Origin of the sequence: Flavobacterium croceum DSM 17960 (assembly GCF_002917885.1) — a bacterium.
Taxonomy (GTDB): Bacteria; Bacteroidota; Bacteroidia; order Flavobacteriales; family Flavobacteriaceae; genus Flavobacterium; species Flavobacterium croceum.
The window spans coordinates 116424-134935 of the sequence record NZ_PQNY01000001.1 but is presented as its reverse complement, the minus strand read 5'-3'; the positions used below and the strand labels follow the sequence as shown (position 1 = coordinate 134935).

Annotated in this window: 19 protein-coding genes and 1 tRNA gene; 12 read left to right on the top strand and 8 right to left on the bottom strand. The window is 32.9% G+C overall.

The features are described 5' to 3' along the window. Positions 1 to 21: 21 nt before the first annotated feature. From hemB to Q361_RS00660, 4 genes are all read left to right on the top strand, one after another. A complete protein-coding gene (hemB, locus tag Q361_RS00675; protein ID WP_103724780.1) occupies positions 22 to 1017 on the top strand; it encodes a porphobilinogen synthase in 996 nt (331 codons plus the stop codon). 85 nt (positions 1018 to 1102) lie between these two features. Next, positions 1103 to 1507, top strand: coding sequence for a c-type cytochrome (locus tag Q361_RS00670; RefSeq protein ID WP_103724779.1), 405 nt, complete (start codon positions 1103 to 1105; stop codon positions 1505 to 1507). Positions 1508 to 1593: 86 nt separating this feature from the next. Continuing rightward, positions 1594 to 2067 carry a methylated-DNA--[protein]-cysteine S-methyltransferase gene (locus tag Q361_RS00665; RefSeq protein ID WP_103724778.1) on the top strand — a complete coding sequence of 158 codons (474 nt, stop codon included), beginning with the start codon at positions 1594 to 1596 and terminating at the stop codon, positions 2065 to 2067. A gap of 31 nt (positions 2068 to 2098) precedes the next feature. Next, complete coding sequence (locus tag Q361_RS00660; protein WP_103724945.1) at positions 2099 to 2812, top strand: 3'-5' exonuclease; 714 nt, start codon at positions 2099 to 2101, stop codon at positions 2810 to 2812. A 47-nt stretch (positions 2813 to 2859) separates the two neighbouring features. On the opposite strand, the gene Q361_RS00655 is transcribed toward Q361_RS00660, so the two are convergent. Further along, entirely contained in the window at positions 2860 to 3240 is a 381-nt protein-coding gene (locus tag Q361_RS00655; protein ID WP_103724777.1) for a heavy-metal-associated domain-containing protein, read from the bottom strand. Between the two features lie 83 nt (positions 3241 to 3323). On the opposite strand from Q361_RS00655, the gene Q361_RS00650 reads away from it, so the two are divergent. The 5 genes from Q361_RS00650 (at position 3324) to Q361_RS00630 (ending at position 7654) form a co-directional block, all read left to right on the top strand. Then, the gene (locus tag Q361_RS00650) at positions 3324 to 4190 is read left to right on the top strand and encodes a DMT family transporter (RefSeq protein ID WP_103724776.1); all 867 of its coding nucleotides are present in this window, start codon (positions 3324 to 3326) and stop codon (positions 4188 to 4190) included. Positions 4191 to 4327: 137 nt separating this feature from the next. Beyond that, a complete protein-coding gene (ahcY, locus tag Q361_RS00645) occupies positions 4328 to 5644 on the top strand; it encodes an adenosylhomocysteinase (protein WP_103724775.1) in 1317 nt (438 codons plus the stop codon). Between the two features lie 134 nt (positions 5645 to 5778). Further along, the gene (serS, locus tag Q361_RS00640) at positions 5779 to 7050 is read left to right on the top strand and encodes a serine--tRNA ligase (protein WP_103724774.1); all 1272 of its coding nucleotides are present in this window, start codon (positions 5779 to 5781) and stop codon (positions 7048 to 7050) included. A 63-nt stretch (positions 7051 to 7113) separates the two neighbouring features. Then, positions 7114 to 7515 (top strand): methylmalonyl-CoA epimerase, encoded by a 402-nt coding sequence (mce, locus tag Q361_RS00635; protein ID WP_103724773.1) that lies wholly within the window; start codon positions 7114 to 7116, stop codon positions 7513 to 7515. 65 nt (positions 7516 to 7580) lie between these two features. Continuing rightward, positions 7581 to 7654, top strand: a tRNA-Ile gene (locus Q361_RS00630). Positions 7655 to 7691: 37 nt separating this feature from the next. On the opposite strand, the gene Q361_RS00625 is transcribed toward Q361_RS00630, so the two are convergent. The 4 genes from Q361_RS00625 to Q361_RS00615 all read right to left on the bottom strand — a co-directional run bounded on the left by Q361_RS00625 (position 7692) and on the right by Q361_RS00615 (position 10004). Next, a complete protein-coding gene (locus tag Q361_RS00625) occupies positions 7692 to 8150 on the bottom strand; it encodes a 6-pyruvoyl trahydropterin synthase family protein (protein WP_103724772.1) in 459 nt (152 codons plus the stop codon). Between the two features lie 7 nt (positions 8151 to 8157). After that, positions 8158 to 8331 carry a hypothetical protein gene (locus Q361_RS13690; protein WP_169929235.1) on the bottom strand — a complete coding sequence of 58 codons (174 nt, stop codon included), beginning with the start codon at positions 8329 to 8331 and terminating at the stop codon, positions 8158 to 8160. 1 nt (position 8332) lies between these two features. Continuing rightward, positions 8333 to 9091 carry an enoyl-CoA hydratase/isomerase family protein gene (locus Q361_RS00620; RefSeq protein ID WP_103724771.1) on the bottom strand — a complete coding sequence of 253 codons (759 nt, stop codon included), beginning with the start codon at positions 9089 to 9091 and terminating at the stop codon, positions 8333 to 8335. Positions 9092 to 9173: 82 nt separating this feature from the next. Continuing rightward, entirely contained in the window at positions 9174 to 10004 is an 831-nt protein-coding gene (locus Q361_RS00615) for an Omp28-related outer membrane protein (RefSeq protein WP_103724770.1), read from the bottom strand. A gap of 94 nt (positions 10005 to 10098) precedes the next feature. On the opposite strand from Q361_RS00615, the gene Q361_RS00610 reads away from it, so the two are divergent. The 3 genes from Q361_RS00610 to Q361_RS00600 are packed head-to-tail and all read left to right on the top strand — an operon-like array spanning position 10099 to position 13334. Continuing rightward, entirely contained in the window at positions 10099 to 10578 is a 480-nt protein-coding gene (locus Q361_RS00610; RefSeq protein ID WP_103724769.1) for a TlpA family protein disulfide reductase, read from the top strand. Between the two features lie 3 nt (positions 10579 to 10581). Continuing rightward, the gene (locus tag Q361_RS00605) at positions 10582 to 12261 is read left to right on the top strand and encodes a DUF6029 family protein (RefSeq protein WP_103724768.1); all 1680 of its coding nucleotides are present in this window, start codon (positions 10582 to 10584) and stop codon (positions 12259 to 12261) included. After that, a complete protein-coding gene (locus tag Q361_RS00600; RefSeq protein WP_103724767.1) occupies positions 12261 to 13334 on the top strand; it encodes a hypothetical protein in 1074 nt (357 codons plus the stop codon). The genes Q361_RS00605 and Q361_RS00600 overlap by 1 nt, the downstream gene beginning before the upstream one ends. A gap of 68 nt (positions 13335 to 13402) precedes the next feature. Here Q361_RS00600 and Q361_RS00595 read toward each other — a convergent pair whose 3' ends face one another. The 3 genes from Q361_RS00595 to Q361_RS00585 form a co-directional block, all read right to left on the bottom strand. Next, positions 13403 to 14134 carry a T9SS type A sorting domain-containing protein gene (locus tag Q361_RS00595; RefSeq protein WP_103724766.1) on the bottom strand — a complete coding sequence of 244 codons (732 nt, stop codon included), beginning with the start codon at positions 14132 to 14134 and terminating at the stop codon, positions 13403 to 13405. 47 nt (positions 14135 to 14181) lie between these two features. Further along, on the bottom strand, positions 14182 to 15996 hold the full coding sequence (locus Q361_RS00590; RefSeq protein ID WP_103724765.1) for a T9SS-dependent choice-of-anchor J family protein: 1815 nt from the start codon (positions 15994 to 15996) through the stop codon (positions 14182 to 14184). A gap of 358 nt (positions 15997 to 16354) precedes the next feature. Then, entirely contained in the window at positions 16355 to 18487 is a 2133-nt protein-coding gene (locus tag Q361_RS00585) for a Tex family protein (RefSeq protein ID WP_103724764.1), read from the bottom strand. Between the last annotated feature and the right edge of the window lie 25 nt (positions 18488 to 18512).

Genomic DNA, 18512 nt, shown 5'->3' with positions numbered 1-18512 from the left:
TGACAGCTAAATAAAAACAATATGTTCCCATTACAAAGAGGTAGAAGATTAAGAGTGAACGAATCCATACGTTCGTTAGTACGCGAAACTACATTAAGCCCAAGCGACTTTATGTTTCCAATGTTTATTATGGAAGGCGAAAACGCAAAAGTTGAAATTCCATCGATGCCAGGAATTTTTCGCCGCACATTAGATTTAACTGTTGAAGAAGTTAAAGAATTATATGCTTTAGGAATTCGTGCTGTTAATATTTATGTAAAAGTAAACGACAATTTAAAAGACAATACTGGAAAAGAGGCTTGGAATGAAAATGGATTAATGCAAAACGCTATTCGAGCCATAAAAAAAGCTTGTCCAGAAATGATTGTAATGCCCGATGTGGCGCTCGACCCATATTCTATTTATGGGCACGACGGAATTATTGAAAATGGTGATATTGCCAACGATGCTACCAATAATGCTTTGGTAAAAATGGCAGTTTCACACGCACAAGCTGGAGCCGATTTTGTAGCACCAAGCGACATGATGGACGGACGTGTATTGCGTTTACGCCAAGGTTTAGACGAAGCAGGTTTTCATAATGTTGGTATTATGAGCTATTCGGCAAAATATGCTTCAGCCTTTTACGGACCATTTCGTGATGCACTAGACAGTGCACCAAGAGAAGCCGATATCGTAGTTCCAAAAGATAAAAAAACCTATCAAATGGATTACGCCAATAGAATAGAAGCCGTAAAAGAAGCTTTATGGGATGTAGAAGAAGGTGCCGATATGGTTATGGTAAAACCAGGTATTGCCTATCTCGATATCGTTCGTGAGGTAAAAAATGCTGTGAATGTTCCTGTAACTGTTTTCCATGTTTCTGGCGAATATGCTATGATAAAAGCCGCTTCCGAAAGAGGTTGGCTCGATCATGATAAAATTATGATGGAGCAATTAATGTGCATAAAAAGAGCTGGCGCAAGTTTAATTTCAACCTATTTTGCCAAAGAAGCTGCAATTATTTTAAATAAATAGTACTCTTAAATAAGATTTCTGATATAAATCATATTTATTACAGATAATCATAATTACTTTTACTCAGTATTTAAATGAAATTTAGATGAAAACTTTTTTAAAATCATTCCTTTTAGTATTGGTTGTTTCTTTAATGAGTTGCGGAGGAAAAAAAGAAGAACAAGATTTTGGTAAAAAAACAGAATCTTCTTCCAATACCGAAAAAAAATTATCGGCAGAAGCAGAAATGGGGAAAACTATTTTTGAAGGTAAAGGTACGTGTGCTACTTGCCATAAACCAGACACTAAACTAGTTGGGCCAAGCGTAAAAGATATTTCTAAAATTTATACTGATAAAAAAGCTAGTATTGTAACCTTTTTAAAAGGAGAAGCGGAACCAATTGTAGATCCTACACAATATGAAGTAATGAAAGCAAATTTTGCAATTACCAAAAATATGACAGATGAAGAACTTAAAGCCTTAGAAGCATACATTCATTCTGTAGAATAATAATTTTTCATGTTTCGTTTGAAAATCACAAAGCTGAGATTTTTTCTTGACTTTGTGATTTTTTTATGTAATTTTCCATAAAAAATATGGAAGAAATAGCACACATAGAAACACCATTAGGTATAACAAAAATAATAGGTAGTAGCTATGGCATTTCTCAAATTACGATTGAAGAAAATGCAAAAATTTCTTCCACTATCCCTTTAGTTTTACAAGAAGCTGTAGAACAACTCCAAGAGTACTTTGCAGGTTTGCGTAAAGAATTTACCTTGGCTTTACACCCAAAAGGAACTGATTTTCAACAAAAAGTTTGGCAAGAGCTTTTAAAAATTCCTTTTGGTAAAACAATGTCTTATCTTGAATTGTCAAAAAAACTTGGCGATGTAAAAGCGATTCGAGCCGTAGCTTCTGCCAACGGTAAAAACCCACTTTGGATTGTGGTTCCTTGCCACCGCGTTATTGGTACAGACGGATCTTTAACAGGTTATGCTGGAGGGCTTTGGAGAAAAAAGTGGCTTTTAGAGCATGAAAGTCCTTTTGAGCAACAATCTCTATTTTAAATACACTAAAACAACTTTATACACCAAAATCATGATTGAAAAAATTAACCTTAACAATATTCTTTTTATAGATATTGAAACTGTGCCAGAGACTGAAGATTTTAGTCAAATAGACCAAGAAATGCAACAACTTTGGGAACAAAAAACACAATACCAAAGAAAAGATGATTATTCGCCCGAAGAGTTTTATGAACGTGCAGGAATATGGGCCGAATTTGGTAAAATAATATGTATTTCTGCAGGATATTTTACCAATAAAAACGATATTAGAAACTTTAGGGTAACTTCTTTTATAGGAGAAGAAGCAAAAATTCTTAAAGATTTTTCAAACTTAATACAAAATCACTTCAATGGTGCTCAACATCTATTGTGCGGACATAATAGTAAAGAATTCGACATTCCTTTTATTGCACGACGTATGATAATACAGGGTATCGCTATTCCTGCAAAAATGAATTTGTTTGGCAAAAAGCCGTGGGAAGTTCCACATCTTGATACTTTAGAATTATGGAAATTTGGAGACTATAAACATTATACATCTCTAAAATTATTATCCAAAATATTGGGTATACCTACCTCAAAAGATGATATAGATGGTAGTCAAGTAGCACAGGTGTATTATGTTCAAAAAAATATTGACCGTATTGTAACCTATTGTGAAAAAGATGTAATAGCAACGGCACAGATATTCTTACGTTTTAGAAGAGAAGATTTATTAATAGATGAAGAAATCATTCATGTATAAAAAAGCCCAAAATAAATTTGGGCTTTTTTACTGATTGTTCTGGTGTTTTACTTTTTTTCTGCAGTTTTAATATCTGATACTTTATAGCTTTTACCATCGGCGGTAGATTCTACCAATTTTTTAATATCATCTGTAGAGAGTTTATCCAAATCAAAATGAACTACGGCTTCTTGTTTGTCAAAATCTACTTTTGCATCTTGAATTCCATCTGTTTCGTTTAATTTGTCTTCTATTGTTTTGGCACACCCAATAGCGCATGTCATGCCCTCTATATGAAACGTTATGGTTTCTGGTTTAGTAGCTGGTGTTTTGGCTTTTTTTTCGGCTGCTACTTTATTTTGAGGAATTGGTTTTTTTGCTTCGTTTTTACAACCTACAAATAGAATAGAACTTAAAAGAACTGTTGTTAAAATAGTTGCTAACTTCATAATGTTTAATTTTTATACAAATTTACTACATTATATTTGCATCTGCACAAAAAGCATCAAATTTGTACTTGTAATTATTTAGTATGCCAACAAATAAATTAAAATGGATTTTATTAATAGGACTCGCACTTGTATGGGGAAGTTCTTTTATCTTAATTTTTAAAGGGCTTCATGGTTTGTCTGCCATAGAACTAGGCTCGATGCGGATTATATTTTCGGCTCTTTTTTTATGGATTATTGGCTTTAAAAGTATCTATACCATTCGGTTACATCAATGGAAATATATAGCATTAACGGGTTTTATGGGTACTTTTTTTCCTGCCTATTTATTTGCTATTGCCGAAACTCAAGTAAGTAGTTCCATCGCTTCTATACTTAATTCGCTTACTCCTTTAAACACACTATTAATTGGGGTTTTGGGTTTTGGATTTACTTTCAAAAGAAATCAATCTTTGGGTATTCTTATTGGACTTTTGGGCATTCTAACATTAATTTTAGGAGGTAATCAAGCTGGGAGTTCAAAAAACATTTACTATTCTTTGTTGGTGGTGCTTGCCTCTATATGTTACGCTGTAAATATAAATTTGATAAAAAAATACCTTTCCGATGTAAAACCCATAAGCATTACCACAGGAAATTTTACTGTTCTATCTATTCCTGCCTTTGTAATATTGTTGTTTACAGATTTTTTTGAAAAAATTCAGTTACAAAACACTCAAACTTCTCTACAATATGTATTGTTGCTTGCTGTTTTAGGAACCGGAATAGCCAATATTGTTTATTTTAAACTAATACAAATATCTTCTCCAATATTTGCTTCTTCGGTAACTTATTTAATACCTATTGTAGCGTGCGTATGGGGCTTTTTTAATCGTGAATCTTTAACATTTATACAATATATAGGTGCTTTTGTAATTCTTATTGGTGTGTATTTATCGAACAAAAAATAAAGTGTTATTATTATTTATTTCTTTATCAGTACTTTATCAGGTTAAACAAAATATAAATCGTTCTTATTTTATATAGAATAAGAAACTTATTTTGTAATTTTGCACCCGTATTTATAAAAAATAAATCTAATAAATTGATGAGTACAAACACAATGCCCTATGTGGCCTACAAAGTAAAAGATATTTCTCTAGCAGAATGGGGAAGAAAAGAAATTCAATTGGCAGAAGCAGAAATGCCAGGTTTAATGGCACTTAGAGCTGAATATGGTGCTTCGCAACCCCTTAAAGGAGCTCGAATAGCAGGATGCTTACACATGACTATTCAAACCGCTGTATTAATAGAAACTTTAGTTGCTCTTGGTGCAGACGTTACTTGGAGTTCTTGTAACATCTTTTCTACTCAAGATCATGCGGCGGCGGCTATAGCAGCAGCTGGAATTCCTGTGTACGCTTGGAAAGGAATGAATGAACAAGAATTTGACTGGTGTATTGAGCAAACTTTGTTCTTTGGTGAAGACCGCAAACCTCTTAATATGATATTAGACGATGGTGGAGATCTTACCAATATGGTTTTCGATCGTTACCCAGAGCTTATAGCAGAAATTAAAGGATTGTCTGAAGAAACTACTACAGGAGTACACCGTTTATATGAAAGAATGAAAAACGGAACATTACATATTCCTGCAATCAATGTTAATGACTCGGTAACCAAATCTAAATTTGACAACAAATACGGTTGTAAAGAAAGTGCTGTAGATGCTATTCGTAGAGCTACCGATGTAATGTTGGCGGGTAAAAGAGTTATAGTATGCGGATATGGAGATGTTGGTAAAGGTACTGCTGCCTCTTTCCGTGGAGCAGGTTCTATAGTAACTGTTACAGAAATTGACCCTATTTGTGCTCTACAAGCTGCAATGGACGGTTTCGAAGTGAAAAAACTAGACACTGTAATTGCCAATGCCGATATTGTAATTACAACTACAGGAAATAAAGACATTGTGGTAGATCGTCATTTTAAAAACATGAAAGACAAAACCATTGTATGTAATATTGGTCATTTTGACAACGAAATAGACATGGCTTGGCTAAATGCAAACTATGGTGCTACTAAAGTTGAAATCAAACCTCAAGTAGATAAATACAATGTAGAGGGTAAAGATATTATTATCTTGGCAGAAGGTCGTTTGGTAAACTTAGGTTGTGCTACTGGACACCCAAGTTTTGTAATGAGTAATTCATTTACAAACCAAACTTTAGCTCAAATTGAATTATGGACTAATACTGCTGCTTATAAAAACGAAGTATATATGTTGCCAAAACATCTTGATGAAAAAGTTGCTGAATTGCACCTATCAAAATTAGGAGTAGAATTGGAAACATTAAACCAAGAACAAGCACAATATATTGGTGTAGAGGTAAAAGGTCCTTTTAAACCAGAATATTACAGATATTAATATTTATTAAAAAAATAATTATTACAAAGGTTGCTTCCAAAAAAAGCAGCCTTTTGTATTTTTTATAAAAACTTAATTTCTAAAACTTCAAAATAAATTGGTTTTATTACCTTTGTTTCCTTAAATAATAACCCATGTTACAGATAGCATTTATTAGAGAAAATCAAGAAAAAGTGATTACAGCCTTGGCAAAAAAACATTTTAACGCCAAAGCTATTGTAGAAGAAGTGGTTCAACTAGACGAAAATCGCAGAGCTACTCAAGTTGAACTAGATACTATTCTTGCAGAATCCAATAAACTATCCAAAGACATTGGTGAGATGATGAAGAATGGAGAAAAAGCAAAAGCTGAAATTCTCAAAGAAAAAACAGCTCAACTTAAAGAAAAAAGTAAAGAACTTTCTGAAAAACTAGATGCATTTGCAAACAACTTGCAAGATAAAATGTATTTACTACCCAATTTGCCTGCCGAAATAGTTCCAGAAGGAAAAACTCCCGAAGAAAACCTCAATGTTTTTCAAGAAGGAGAAATACCTCAGCTACACGAAGGTGCTTTGCCACATTGGGAACTTTCAAAAAAATACGATATTATAGACTTTGAATTGGGTGTAAAAATTACAGGTGCTGGATTTCCAGTTTACAAAGGAAAAGGAGCAAAATTACAACGAGCTCTTATCACTTATTTTTTAGACAAAAATACAGAAGCAGGATATCAAGAATTTCAAGTGCCTCACATGGTTAATGAAGCCTCTGGTTTTGGAACGGGGCAATTACCCGATAAAGAAGGACAAATGTATCATGTAACAGCAGATAATTTGTATTTAATTCCGACAGCCGAAGTGCCTGTTACCAATATATTTAGAGATGTAATTTTAAACGAAAATGATTTACCTATATGTTGCACAGGTTATACACCTTGTTTTCGTAGAGAAGCGGGATCATACGGAGCTCATGTAAGAGGTTTAAACCGTTTGCATCAATTTGACAAAGTAGAAATAGTACGCATAGAACATCCTGAAAAATCGTATGAAGCTTTAGACGGAATGGTAGAACATGTAAAAACCATTATGCGTGAATTAAAGTTACCGTACAGAATTTTAAGACTATGCGGTGGCGATATGAGTTTTGCATCGGCGCTTACTTACGATTTTGAAGTCTATTCAACAGCACAAGAGCGTTGGTTGGAGATTTCGTCTGTTTCAAACTTTGAGACTTTCCAAGCCAATAGACTTAAATTGCGCTACAAAAACAAAGAAGGTAAAACCCAACTAGCACATACTTTAAATGGAAGTTCATTAGCATTACCAAGAGTTTTAGCTGGTATTTTAGAAAATTATCAAACGCCCGAAGGTATTGTTGTACCCGAAGTTTTAAGAAAATATACAGGTTTTGACATTATAAACTAAAAAAACGCCTCTTGATTGAGGCTTTTTTTTAATAATAACGAACTTTGCATAAAGTACATTTTTATGAGAAAAATAGAACACATTGGTATTGCAGTAAAAGATTTAGCTGTTTCCAATAAAATTTTTGAAAAACTATTTGGAGCACCCGCCTACAAAGAAGAAGAAGTGGCGAGCGAAGGTGTAAAAACTTCTTTTTTTATGAATGGTCCAAATAAAATAGAATTACTAGAAGCCACTAATGCCGAAAGCCCAATAGCAAAATTTATAGAAAAAAAAGGCGAAGGCATACACCATATTGCTTTTGATGTAGAAGATATCATTCAAGAAATCAAACGTTTAAAAGATGAGGGTTTTATTGTATTGAATGAAGTACCCAAAAAAGGCGCCGATAATAAACTTGTTGCTTTTTTACACCCAAAAAGTACCAATGGTGTTTTAATAGAACTTTGTCAAGAAATTGCTTAAAAATATTTGTAGATTACAAAAAAATACAGTAATATTGCAACCTCAAAATAAGCAATAGCTTATTGGGTCCTATAGCTCAGTTGGTTAGAGCACCTGACTCATAATCAGGTGGTCCCTGGTTCGAGCCCAGGTGGGACCACAAAAAAACCTCTCAATTTGAGAGGTTTTTGTTTTTATTACAATGTGTTATCTTCTGCATACCACTCGGCAAAAGAACTCTCTGTTTCTTGTAATTTTAATGAATATAATACAATGTCTTGCGGTAATCTACTTTGTATTTTTTTTGCAAAATCTATAACCATGTTCTCCGAAGTAGGTTGGTAATTTACCAAAATAACATGATGTCCTCTTTGTTTAAGTTCGTGTGCTAGCTCTATATGAGGCGTGTTTTGGTTAAAAACAGTAGCATGGTCAAAAACATCAACAATTTCTTCTTTAACTATCTTTTTTAAATCCGAAAAATCTATAACCATTCCGTATTTTACATGAGATGTGTCATGAATAGGTACACCTATAACGGTTACAAACAATTTATAGCTATGCCCGTGCACATTTTTACACTTTCCATCATAACCATATAAGGCATGCCCTGTTTCAAAATTAAATATTTTGGTAATTCGTATTTTTTGTTGCATTCTACTTCTATTCTTTGTTTTTTTTCTTTGCCCAATAATAAATCAAATATGCCAACCCTACTAATATTACATAAGGAAGTAAAGAACCTATTAATATACCTGTTTGATAATTCCCGTTGGGTGCTTCTTTTATTTTTTTATCAATATCTACTTGTAAAAATAATAATGAAATAAAATTCATTTTACTGTTTTTTAAATTGTTTTAATGCGTTTTTGGTAAAATCGGAAAGAACCAATTTTCCAGATAATGCAGCTCTTTCATACAATAGTTTATCCCAATGCGACGTGTTTTCCCATAAAACTCTTTTAATATCTGTTAAGGCTTCTGGGTTGTAATTTGAAAATTCTTGAGCAAAATTATCTGTGTAGTTATCCAATTCTTCTTGTGTGTCAAAAACCTTTGTAAATAATCCTTTTTCAAAAGCCCAAGATGCTGTATACCATTGATTTGGATTAAGGGTTAATGTGCTCATTGCTGCAAGCCCTATTTTTCTAGATACTGCGGGCTCTATTACAAATGGACCAATACCGATTGCGATTTCCGATAGTTTGATGCTCGAGTCTATATGTGCAATTGTGTAATCGCAAGCAGACGCTAATCCTACCCCGCCACCTACTGCTTTACCTTGTACTTTACCAATAATAATTTTGTTGCAGGTTCTCATGGCATTGATTACTTGAGCAAATCCAGAAAAGAATTTTTTACCCATATCAAAATCTTGTATTGCCAGTAACTCATCAAACGAAGCGCCTGAACAAAATATTTTTCCGGTGCTTTGCAGTACAATACAATGTACCGAGGCGTCGTTGGATAATTGGGATATGGCATCTGTAAGTTTTTGCAACAACACACTAGGAAATGAATTTCCAGAAGGGTGAAAAAAAGTTATTGTAGCAACTTTATCATTTTTTTGTACAGAAATAGTGCCTAAATTGGACATTACAAAATATATTTAAATACAAATTTACAAAAAAAAGACTGCTTAAAAAAGGCAGTCTTTAACGTATGTTTTTAATTATTTCTTACGGATTTTGTTCAAACGATTGACTTTCTCCTTTGTGTGCGTTTCTTACATTAACCACTACATTGTTTTCATTTACCACAAATGCAGCAAAACTTATATTTTCGGGGTTAGAAACATTGGCAGGAACTGGAAAAGAAAATGATTTTGTTACAGAAGTACCTGTAGTAAAGCTGCCCAAAAGCGGATCGCCTAGAATATTCGTAACCGATTGGCGTAATACATGATTGTGCTCAAAATTTGGTATCGGGTTTACTCCATTATAATACGAAGTATAATTGCGTTGCATATAAATAAGATGATCTTCAAGCAAATAAACCACCAACTTTAAATTTGAATAGTTTTGAGCAAATTTTATAGTAACATCTAAGTTTATATTTCCGTTGGTTACTGTAGAATTTAAAGCAAGTCCTAATCCTGAATTATTTCCTGTTAAATCTAGCGCTTGTTGCACATTTGATGGTTCTGGCGATGTCCAAACAATCGTTCTATTTAATCTAGATTGTGGTAGTTCTAAATCAGAATTTGGTAATATCAATTCTTTTAAAGGTTGAATTCCAGCGAAATGATACGGGTCGTTTCCATTATGGATAGCCACCGAAACGGCTTTGTCTGTTTTAGTAAAAACTTGATCTATTGCATAGGCAACACGAGTACAATTACCGCACCATGTACCTGTATAATCTTCAATTAGCACACGTTTTTTAAAATATCCAGAAATAGGTGGTGCTGTTTCAGAATCTGAAGGAATGTTTTCTATAACATTTGGGGCATTACAAGAAAATAATGCCATAAAGATGAAAAACAAGCCAAAAAAATAAGATTTGTTCATGTTGTTGTGGGTTTATTATAAGCAAATTAAAGAAAAATATTATAATTATTAAATATTTATTTTATTTATTTGTAGTACAAATAATAACTAAACAATGAAAAAAATAATTCTAACTGCATTACTCCTAGTAACAACCTACAATTGGTGTCAAACACAAATGCCCAACATTTCTTTAAAAGATTTGGAAGGAAAAAACCACACAATTACAACCGATTATAGTGAAAAAGATAAAATTTATATATTTTCGTTTTGGGCTACTTGGTGTACACCTTGTATAAATGAACTTGACGAAATGAATGATGTAATTGAAGACTGGAAAAAAGAAATTAATGTAGAAGTTGTTGCTGTAGCTACCGATGATACAAGAACCCAAAAAAGAATAAAACCTTTAGTAAATGGCAAAGCATGGGGTTTTAACGTGCTATTAGATAGTAATCAAGATCTTAAACGAAGTTTAGGTATTGTAAATATACCACATACTATAGTTGTAAAAAATAATAAAATAGTATTGGTACAAAGTGGTTATGTACCAGGAAGCGAAAACGAATTATTAGCTAAGCTAAAAGCATTATAAAAAATGAAGAAAAAAATAATATTTTGTTCTCTACTATTATCATTGGGAACTGTTATGGCGCAAGAAAAAAAATCAAATATTTCTGGTGGTTTTGAAAATAACAGTCAGTGGTACCTTAATGATAAAAATCTTTTTGATGAAAATCTTTTACCCACACAACACCCCGAGCAACCCTTTCGTTCCAATAGTTATTTGTTTGTAAACTACAAGATTAAAAATTTTACTTTTGGTGTTCAAACAGAAGGATATTACGATAAAGCATTGCTTAATTTGAATCCAAAATTTGAAAAAGCAAATATTGCAACGTATTTTGCTCAATACAAAAACGAAAAAATTGAAGCTACATTAGGTTATTTTTACGAACAATTTGGTAGCGGTTTACTTTTAAGAAGTTGGGAAGATAGAGCCCTTGGTATTAACAATGCTCTAAGAGGAGCTCGATTTGTTTACAAACCTACTTCGTATCTTACCTTCAAAACACTTTATGGGCAACAACGCACAGGTTTTGAAGTATCTGAAGGTAAAATATATGGTTTTGATACCGATTTTAATGTTTTTGAAGCTTTGAAAAAAGAAAACTCTGAGCTTTCAGTAGGTTTTACCTTTGTAGGTAGAAATGAAAAAACAACTCTAGTAAATCCAAATTTTACGAATCTTACATACGGTATTGGCGGTCGATTTAATTACTCGAGAAACTCGTTTTATGCTTCGGGAGAATACAATTTTAAATCAAAAGATGCTGTAGTACAGGTTAAAAATCAAATTGATAATAATTTGATAAAATCGGGAAGCGCACTACTATTTAATATGGGTTACTCTAAAAAAGGGTTTGGTATTGATGGTACATTTCGAAGACTCGAAAATATGGGGTTCTATTCTGAACGATTGGCAAACAAAAATGCTTACAACGATATGTTGATGAATTATGTTCCTAGTTTAACAAAACAACATCATTATAATTTAGCAAATATTTATGTGTACCAATCGCAACCAGGCATAATATTAAACGACCCAAGTATGGTAAAAGCAGGGGAAATTGGTGGTCAAATAGATTTGTATTACAATTTTAAAAAAGGAACCCATTTTGGCGGAAAATACGGTACAAAATTGGCGGTCAATTTTTCTCAATACCATGGGTTGTCAGGAGATTATTTTATTTACAATCCACAAGATTTTCAAACAAAATTCATTGGCTTCGGACAAAAATACTTCTCAGATATAAACATAGAAATTACTAAAAAATGGAATTCTAAATGGCAATCTGTTTTTTCGTATATAAATCAATATTACAACAAAAAGTTTATAACCGAGCAATACGGTGTAATTAACACAAATATTTTGGCTGCAGAAGCCATTTACAAATTTGGAACGAATAAATCTATTCGTGCGCAAGGAGAACATTTATGGGCAGACGCCGACAAAAAAAATTGGGCTTCATTATTAACAGAATTTAACCTTAGCAGTAAATATACTGTATATGTTACAGATATGTACAACTATGGCAACGATGAACCAGAATTAAGACAACATTACTTTACAGTAGGAAATGCTTACCGATTGGGTTCGACAAGAGTGTCTTTAAGTTATGGTAGACAAAGAGATGGTTTGGTTTGTGTTGGTGGCGTATGTAGATATGTACCTGCTAGCTCTGGATTTTCGTTTTCAATAAACACTTCTTTCTGATGAAAAAAATAATTGTTTATTTTTTTATCTTGGGTATTATTTCTTCATGTAATAAATCTGATTCTGAAGAATATGAAGAAATTTCTACTCCAGTTTCGGTAGGTACTAACCCATATCAAAAACTAAGCGATTATCATTTTTTTACAGGCAATATAAAAGATTTGGTTGCTAACACTGGTGTTTTGCCTTATGAACCAGCAAGTGGTTTATTTACAGACTATGCCGATAAAAAAAGATACATTTGGATGCCAAAAAGTACAATGGCAAATTATGTTTCAGACGGAGAGGTTTTAAACTTTCCCGAAAATACTGTACTTATTAAAGTGTTTTATTATAAAGATGTTTTACCCAATCATACCCAAAAAATAGTAGAAACAAGACTACTTATTAAAAAAAATACAGGATGGATAACTGCAAATTACATCTGGAATGCCGAGCAAAATGAAGCTTATTTAAATGCTAATGCTGTTGTTTTTCCTATTTCGTTTCAAAAATCTAATGGCGAACAAATATCTATCAATTACAAAACCCCAACCAATACAGAATGTGCCTACTGCCACACATTGAACAATCAATTGGTGCCTATTGGGCCTAAACCACAAAACTTAAATTGGAATTTAGCTTATAATGATGGAACTAAGAATCAAATTACTAAACTTATAGAAGAAGGTTATTTATCTTCTCAAAATATTCCTCAAAATATAGTTTCTGTAATAGATTATACAAATACTAATTATCCACTTAAAACAAGAGTGCGCTCGTATCTTGATGCAAATTGTAGTTATTGTCATGTAGATGGTGGCTATGCAGAAGAGTTTAATGTTCGTTTTTCTTTTAACGAATCAACCTCATCATCAAATTTAGGTATTTGTAAAGATGCTATCCATTTCGTTCCAGGATACAATGCTAATAAAATAATTATACCTGGCGTAGCAAATCAATCAATATTGTATTATAAAATGAATACTTTAAATCCAAATTACATGATGCCTTTTGTTGGAAAAACCATTATTCATACAGAAGGTGTAAATCTTATAGAACAATGGATTAATAGTTTAACAGACTGTAATTAAAAATGTAAAAGCCCGATTTAAAAAATCGGGCTTTTAACATTACAAAATATGTATATTTGTAGGTATTCTTATTTTTTTACAATTTTAACGCTAGCCGATTTATTATCTGACGAATTTAATTGCAATACATAAACGCCCGAAGTAATAGTATCTAAAGTAATAGTATTTGCTCCTTGTTTATAAACCTCTTGCACTAAGCTTCTTCCATTCATATCAAACAACGTTACTGTTCCGTTTGAACTACTCGAAAAATCTAGTGTCTGATTAACCAATGTAGATGTAAGAGTAACTCCCAAGGTATCGAGAGACTCAACAGTATTTACAGATAAAGTTGTAGTATATCTATAAGTAAATGTAACCGAATTACCCACTTCATTTCCAGAAGTGTCCAATTGATAAACTTTAAAAACATAATCTATAGGATAATTAACCCCGTCTCCTGTATCTAAATTATAAATATGATTAGCATTAGTTTCAGTAGAATTTGCAGCTACTGTAACTGGATTGCTTGGGTAAGAATTGCCTGTATGTATAGAACTCAAACAAACAGGGCCTATACATAACTCTAGAGCACTACCATCAGAATTTGTAATACTCATAGATTTTATTTTTATCAAAGTAGGGGTTGATGCAGCATTATGAATATGAAAATCAAAAGATGCCTGCGGATAAGCAGTAGTGTTATAAGTAATAATTTCTCCTTCTGTTACTTGCTGTCCATTAGCTTTTAAAACACTTATTTGAGCTTGTAAAGAAGTTGAAAGTATTATGAATCCAAATATTGCGAATATTTTTTTCATGTTTTATTAAAACACCTTAGCGTTTTTAGCGCTAAAGTGTATGGTTTTTAGTTAATAATAATTTTTTGTGTAGATTGTGAATCACCATTAGAAAGTGTTGCTAAGTAAATTCCTTTTGAAAATTGAGAAAGATTTACTGACTGACCGTCTAATACCGAATTTTGTGTGTAAACAACTTTACCACTGATATCTGTAATTTGAACTGTACAAGCATCTGTTGCTTTCAAATAAAATATTCCTGTAGAAGGATTTGGATATAAACTTGTGTTTTTAGCAAATTCAGTATTGTTTACAGCCAATGCTTGTGTAGCATATTTAGCTTGCATTACATTTTTGGTAGCATAATCTTGGATAAAAACAACAACTTTCAAATCTGTCATTTGTTCAATAAATGTACCTGTCAAATCAGCTGATAATGTTGTAGTTGTTGGTTGATTGTAAACAAAATTTACTGTTTGTCCTGTTGCGCTTGGTAACATTTTCATAAATACTTCATGAAATGAAGTTTCACCATTGGAAGCTGTATTATTATAAGTAGTACCTTCAACAACTGCAGCAAAAACTCTATATGTACCTGATATATAAGGCATAGTATTAATACTAACATTCATAATATTGCCCGATAATTCTTTTGTTGCATTTATGGTAAAATATGATGGTTTTGCTAAAGCGTTTGTTAAATCTTGTTGCAACAAAGATGTATTGAAATTTGTTCCCTCTACAGAATCAACCAATAACGTTGGAGCTGCTGTAATACCATAATATCCAACTCTAGTATCTACTTCTGCCGTATTATAAGGATCTCCTGTACCTGGCCAATCTACACGGTAGGCTATGGAGGCAAAATTTGAACCGTTGTTTGTATGAAACGGATTATAATAATTATTATTGAAAGTTGCACAAGGGCCACAAGTAGAACTTGAAAATTCTTCATACAATGGTAGTCTTGCAACAGAATTACTCGCAACAGATATCGATTTTATTATTTGATCATTTGTAGCTACTGCATCTGCGCCTGAGCCGTTAATATTTGAAACCCATAGCTTTAATGAATATAATCCTGGAGAACAATTCCAAGCATCTTGATGTGTTACGGCATAAGTTTGCCCTGCCGCCAAACTTAACCCTGTAATAGTTTGCGTATGTACTGCGCCTGTGCCCTCTTGCCAATTCAAATTAAAGGAAGTAATAGTTGAAGATCCTTGATTTTGAAAAGATCCCTCAATAGGTACACTTGTTGTGCCATTTGGTATAATAGAATTAATAGTGAAAGTAGATAACTCTAAATCTAGGTTTGGAATTTGCTCTACAGATACCTCATCAATAAAAATATTGTTACCATAATTTGAGGTTCCTTTTATGTTTATATAACCTGTGCCTGTTAATGTACCAGGAATATCAAAAGAATACGAATACCAACCATTTCCTGATACAGCTGGCGCTAATGTTATAGAACGATTTACTGTTCCAAGTAAAGTTCCTCCTGCTGTTGCTGTTGTATTGTAATAAACATCTATTTTATCTGCATCTGTTGTATATCCATCATCGCGATACATTTTTAGCTTTACTCTGTAAGTAGCACCAGAAAATGTAAGAGTTGGAGAAGTAAGAGTTCCTACACCATTAGATGGTATATTGTAAGAATTAAATCGAGCCATACCAGCACCCGCAAAAGGTGAACAGGCTGGAGCACCACCCGTGGTTCTTCTAGACCAAGCATTAATAGTTGCTCCAGAATCGTTGGTAACTGTTGTAGTAGTCCAACCCAAAGCTGTGTCAAAATTTTGACTTGCCACTACCTGTGCCTCAGACACCGTAGGAACAGCAATTAAAGAAAGAAAAAATAAAGTAATTTTCTTCATGTTGTTAAAGTTTAGTTAGTTAATAATATGCAATTATATAAATTTTACTCTTAATTAACAAATTATCAACATATTGTTAATGCAACAAGCTATTTTCTACTAAACAACAAACCTTATATTACAGTAAAAATGTTGTAATAAAAACGGGGAATTTTCAAAGTATTGTAAATATGATAAATGATTGATATTTTGTTTTATGAAATGAAAATCATTTTAAGAAAACGGTTAGCTTGAAACAATTAAATCAAATTTTTCTGTTTTTCAAAATATTTTATATTTTGAAATCAAGACTTTTTGAGTGTAGTTTCTATTTTATTTGCACTATTTTTAATTTTTAGATTCTTTAGGAAAAGATAATTTAGATTACCATAGTAAGTTGAATGCGTTTTCTAGCTTCATCTACCTCAACTACTTTTACTTGCACGTGTTGGTGCATTTTTACTACTTCATTTACATCGGAAACATAGCCTTCTTTGAGTTGTGAAATATGTACCAAGCCGCTTTCTTTGATGCCTATATCTACAAAGCAGCCAAATGCAGTAATATTATTAACAATTCCAGGTAAAATCGTGCCCGCTCTCACATCGTTTATGGTGCGCACATTTGGGTCAAACTCAAAAACTTTGGCTGCTTTGCGTGGGTCAAGACCTGGTTTTTCAAGTTCTTTTAATATATCTTTTATTCCTAAAATTCCAATTGTTTCGTCTATATATTTTTCGGGAGTAATTTTAGCTATTTGATCTTTATTGGCTACCAAATCGGTTAATGAAATACCTAAATCTTTAGCCATTTTTTCTACTTTTTTGTAAGATTCTGGATGCACTGCCGAATTATCCAACGGATTTTTTCCTTCTTTTATTCTAATAAATGCGGCAGCTTGCTGGAACGCTTTTTCACCTAAACGAGGCACTTTTTTTAATTGATTTCTATCTTGAAAAGCACCATTTTCTGTTCTAAAATTTACAATGTTTTCGGCCATTTTTTCTCCTATTCCAGAAACATAACTCAACAACGATTTGCTCGCTGTATTGATGTTAATACCCACCGAATTTACACAACGAATTACCGTGTTGTCTAATTCTTCTTTCAATTTACTTTGATCTACATCGTGTTGGTATTGCCCCACTCCTATTGATTTTGGATCTATTTTTACCAATTCTGCCAACGGATCGCTCAATCTTCTGCCTATAGAAACCGCACCACGAACAGTAACATCATAATTACCAAATTCTTCTCGAGCAATTTTACTGGCAGAGTACACCGAAGCACCCGCTTCGGAAACTACAAAAACCTGAACCGGCTTATCAAAAGCTATTTTTTTGATAAAAAACTCGGTTTCACGGCTAGCTGTTCCGTTACCTATAGAAATGGCTTCGATATTATAGGCATTTACCATCGATTTTATTTTTTTCATCGCCATAGCCGTTTCATTTTGTGGCGCATGCGGATAAATGGTTTCGTTGTAGAGCAAATCTCCTTTTTCGTCCAAGCACACTACTTTGCAACCTGTTCTATAGCCTGGGTCTATCGCCAAAATTCGTTTTTCGCCCAATGGTGGTGCTAGTAAAAGTTGGCGTAAATTTTCCGAAAAAACATCAATGGCTTTGATATCGGCTTTGGTTTTGGCTTCTTGCAAAGCTTCGTTGGAAATAGCGGGTTCGAGCAAACGTTTATAACTGTCGTCTATAGCTTTTTCTATATGGTAAGCGCTATCGCCTTCGTTTTTGATAAGGTTTTTATCCATAAACCGTAATAGTTCATCTTTATCTTCATCAAGTAAGGTGATTTTTAGTTTGATAATTCCTTCGTTTTCTGCACGAAGCATGGCTAACAATCTATGTGATGGAGCTTTGGCAAGATTTTCGTTCCAATCGAAATATTGAGAAAATTTTTGAGCTTCTTCTTCCTCTTTTTTGGTTTTGACTACCTTGGTTTCTACAATAGCTTTTTTCTGAAAAGTTCTGCGTAGTGTTTTTCTAATAAAAATATTTTCATTAATCCACTCTGCAATAATATCGCGTGCGCCTTGTAGAGCTTCTTCTTCATTGGCTACGTTGTCATTTAAGTATTTTGATGCTAAGTAATCTAAATCGTCGTTTTTTTGAGCCATGATAATTTTTGCCAAAGGTTCTAATCCTTTTTCTCGGGCAACATCGGCACGGGTTTTTTTACGCTTTTTGTAAGGTAAATACAAGTCTTCGAGTTCCTGTAAATCAAAACTATTTTCAATTTTTGATTTTAGATCTGGCGAAAGTGCATTTTGTTCTTCTATAGACTTTAAAATAGATTCTTTCCGTTTTACAATTTCATCAAACTGCTTGTTGAGTTTTGCAATTTGCTCTATTTGTACTTCGTCAAGGTTTCCTGTTTGGTCTTTTCTATAACGAGCTATAAACGGAATGGTACAGTCTTCGTTAAGTAATTGTACCGTGTTTTCTATACTTTTTACTGCAATTTGAGTATGGTTGTGTATATATTGTATGTTTGTCATTGTTATAATTGTTGTAAATAATGCG

Excerpts from the sequence above, each read along its gene's own strand:
- Q361_RS00585 (WP_103724764.1), bottom strand. The coding sequence starts at position 18,487 with ATGACAAACATACAATATATACACAACCATACTCAAATTGCAGTAAAA.
- hemB (WP_103724780.1), top strand. The coding sequence starts at position 22 with ATGTTCCCATTACAAAGAGGTAGAAGATTAAGAGTGAACGAATCCATA.
- Q361_RS00595 (WP_103724766.1), bottom strand. The coding sequence starts at position 14,134 with ATGAAAAAAATATTCGCAATATTTGGATTCATAATACTTTCAACTTCT.
- Q361_RS00600 (WP_103724767.1), top strand. The coding sequence starts at position 12,261 with ATGAAAAAAATAATTGTTTATTTTTTTATCTTGGGTATTATTTCTTCA.
- Q361_RS00665 (WP_103724778.1), top strand. The coding sequence starts at position 1,594 with ATGGAAGAAATAGCACACATAGAAACACCATTAGGTATAACAAAAATA.
- Q361_RS00610 (WP_103724769.1), top strand. The coding sequence starts at position 10,099 with ATGAAAAAAATAATTCTAACTGCATTACTCCTAGTAACAACCTACAAT.
- Q361_RS00625 (WP_103724772.1), bottom strand. The coding sequence starts at position 8,150 with ATGCAACAAAAAATACGAATTACCAAAATATTTAATTTTGAAACAGGG.
- ahcY (WP_103724775.1), top strand. The coding sequence starts at position 4,328 with ATGAGTACAAACACAATGCCCTATGTGGCCTACAAAGTAAAAGATATT.
- Q361_RS00615 (WP_103724770.1), bottom strand. The coding sequence starts at position 10,004 with ATGAACAAATCTTATTTTTTTGGCTTGTTTTTCATCTTTATGGCATTA.
- Q361_RS00670 (WP_103724779.1), top strand. The coding sequence starts at position 1,103 with ATGAAAACTTTTTTAAAATCATTCCTTTTAGTATTGGTTGTTTCTTTA.
- Q361_RS00650 (WP_103724776.1), top strand. The coding sequence starts at position 3,324 with ATGCCAACAAATAAATTAAAATGGATTTTATTAATAGGACTCGCACTT.
- mce (WP_103724773.1), top strand. The coding sequence starts at position 7,114 with ATGAGAAAAATAGAACACATTGGTATTGCAGTAAAAGATTTAGCTGTT.
- Q361_RS00605 (WP_103724768.1), top strand. The coding sequence starts at position 10,582 with ATGAAGAAAAAAATAATATTTTGTTCTCTACTATTATCATTGGGAACT.
- serS (WP_103724774.1), top strand. The coding sequence starts at position 5,779 with ATGTTACAGATAGCATTTATTAGAGAAAATCAAGAAAAAGTGATTACA.
- Q361_RS00660 (WP_103724945.1), top strand. The coding sequence starts at position 2,099 with ATGATTGAAAAAATTAACCTTAACAATATTCTTTTTATAGATATTGAA.
- Q361_RS13690 (WP_169929235.1), bottom strand. The coding sequence starts at position 8,331 with ATGAATTTTATTTCATTATTATTTTTACAAGTAGATATTGATAAAAAA.
- Q361_RS00590 (WP_103724765.1), bottom strand. The coding sequence starts at position 15,996 with ATGAAGAAAATTACTTTATTTTTTCTTTCTTTAATTGCTGTTCCTACG.
- Q361_RS00655 (WP_103724777.1), bottom strand. The coding sequence starts at position 3,240 with ATGAAGTTAGCAACTATTTTAACAACAGTTCTTTTAAGTTCTATTCTA.
- Q361_RS00620 (WP_103724771.1), bottom strand. The coding sequence starts at position 9,091 with ATGTCCAATTTAGGCACTATTTCTGTACAAAAAAATGATAAAGTTGCT.